Origin of the sequence: Pseudoduganella sp. RAF53_2 (assembly GCF_052113985.1) — a bacterium.
In the GTDB taxonomy this organism is placed as follows: Bacteria; Pseudomonadota; Gammaproteobacteria; order Burkholderiales; family Burkholderiaceae_D; genus Rugamonas.
In genome coordinates, this window is record NZ_JBFRDW010000843.1 from 1 (window position 1) to 2092 (window position 2092).

Sequence of the window (2092 nt, forward strand, 5' to 3'; positions counted from 1 at the left end):
CAACAAGCCCGTGCAGCCGCGCGTGCTGCTGGCCCGCCTGCGTGCCCTGCTGCGCCGGGTACAGACCAAGTCCGATCCTGAGCTGCTGAGCTTTGGCGCCCTGACCATCGCCATCAGCGACCGCAGCGTTACCTGGCGCGGCGAACCCTGCCTGCTCAGCAATACGGAATATAAGCTGCTGCTGACCCTGGCCGAATCGGCCGGCACCGTGCTGTCGCGCGATGCCCTGCTGCGCAAGATGCGCGGCATCGAGTTCGACGGCATGGACCGCAGCATCGATAACAGCATCTCCAAGCTGCGCCGCAAGTTCGACGACAGCGATTCAGAGAAGATCAAGACGGTGTGGGGCGAGGGTTATCTGTTCTCGCCATCGGCCTGGAATTAATCGAACAGCGGCGACAGCGCCAGGGGCGGAAAGTGGCTGACCACTTGGCCATGATCCGGCCATTCACCAAAGCGATAGGTCACGGTGCGGAAGCCAGCACTAGCCTCGCCTTCAAACGCAGGACCATCCACTGACGGCAGCAAGCTATCGCGTGCGCCGTCGCGTATCTGCACCTGGGCTTCGGCCTTCTTCGTGAACACGAAGCGCACACCGACGCACTTCTTCGATCCATACGACGCATTCACGAACCGCTGGTACTGCAGCGCCTGATCGCAGGCTGCGCGCAGTTCGCTCGCCTCGTAGGCGCCATCGGCACGCACGAACAGCGACAGGCGCGGCTGGAAGCTGAACAGATTGGCCTTGCGGTTCAGCGCCAGCACGGCGTTTTCATCATAGGCCGCTTTCAGCAGCGGGAAGCTGGTGCGTCCTGTCGGGTCGAGCGGCAGGTTGAGCTGGATGGTCTTGCCATTCAGCGACAGGGTGACGCCATCCAGCGAAGTCGCGGCGTCGCGCGGGCTGAGCTGGTAGTGCATCTGGAGCAGGTTCTTCGGTTTGCCATATTTGGCGAATACCACCATGGCCTTGTAGGCATCGCGGTAGCTGACCCACTCCCCGTCCTGCGCCAGCGCGGCGCAGCCGTGCCCCGCCAGCCCGAGGGCCAGCAGCACGGTAGGAATAAGGGTCTTGGTTTTCATCAGAATCGGTAGGCCAGGGCCGTTGATACAGTTACATTCGTTGAACGCTCGACCAGCGGGCTGTTCCTGGCGTCGCCCACCAGGTGGGTGACCTGGGCGCCGGACGTGATCAGCCAGGACGGGCTCAGCGCCCAGTTCCAGCGCACGCCGGCGCGCACGTCCTGCACGCCGCCGCCGGGTGTGTAGACGCCCAGGAAATTGCGTTCGTTTTCCTGTTCGGTCACGCCAAAGTAAGCCTTGTTATAGGCGCCGTTCACGACCGACACGCCGGCGGACAGCACGAAGGTGTGATGCGGCAGCGCGTCCTGCAGCATGTACTGCATGGCAGCGTGCCAGCGCAGGCCATTGCGGTCGTTGCCGGCGCCGTACAGCACATTGTTGGTCAAACGCAGCTGGGGCGTGAAATAGTAGTTGAAGAAGCCGCCGTACAGCACGCGGCGCCTGATCACATCCATGCCGTACAGATGGTTGCTGGCCGCTGCAATCCGGGCAGTGTTCGGCACGAAGCCGCCACCGCTGGGCGGCAGCACCGCATTGATCTTGGCGTCGCCGCCGGAACCGTCTCCCACGCCGCCGACGCCGCCGTCGGTGCCTTCTTCGTCACGGCGCGATTGCAGGGACAGCAGCGGGCCGTATTCGATCGACGGCAGATCGGACAGATGCATGCCCGCCGTCAGCCCGGAAATGAAGATCCCGTTACTCCACTGCACCTGCAGCACGGGCAGCGCCAGCGTTTTGTTTTGGCGAGCGCCGTCATACCGCGGAATGTACTGGGCGCCAAGGCCGATATACATATCGCGGCTTCCGTCCGGCATCGGGTTAGTGGCCGGGGTCTGGGCTGCTACGGTACCGCAAGCGCCAGCCAGTGTGAGAACGAGAAGCTTGTGCATAGGAGCGGGGGTCGATTAAGAATGCCCGCCATTTTATCGTTACTGGGTCGTGAAACTCACATCGCCTTCGAGGCGTTCCGTAATCACCATGTCCATCGGTGACGTGACAAGGGCCGTACAAG

Annotated in this window: 3 protein-coding genes; 1 reads left to right on the forward strand and 2 read right to left on the reverse strand. The window is 62.9% G+C overall.

Going from position 1 to position 2092, the window contains the following annotated elements:
- A partial coding sequence (locus AB4Z11_RS30210) for a winged helix-turn-helix domain-containing protein (protein WP_442029651.1) occupies positions 1-385 on the forward strand: 385 nt, incomplete at its 5' end.
- Here the strand turns inward: AB4Z11_RS30210 and AB4Z11_RS30215 are convergent.
- Together AB4Z11_RS30215 and AB4Z11_RS30220 are read right to left on the reverse strand one after the other, a co-directional pair.
- On the reverse strand, positions 382-1080 hold the full coding sequence (locus AB4Z11_RS30215; RefSeq protein ID WP_442029653.1) for a hypothetical protein: 699 nt from the start codon (positions 1078-1080) through the stop codon (positions 382-384). The two genes, AB4Z11_RS30210 and AB4Z11_RS30215, sit on opposite strands and share 4 nt — an antisense overlap.
- Complete coding sequence (locus AB4Z11_RS30220; protein WP_442029655.1) at positions 1080-1970, reverse strand: MipA/OmpV family protein; 891 nt, start codon at positions 1968-1970, stop codon at positions 1080-1082. The genes AB4Z11_RS30215 and AB4Z11_RS30220 overlap by 1 nt, the downstream gene beginning before the upstream one ends.
- Between the last annotated feature and the right edge of the window lie 122 nt (positions 1971-2092).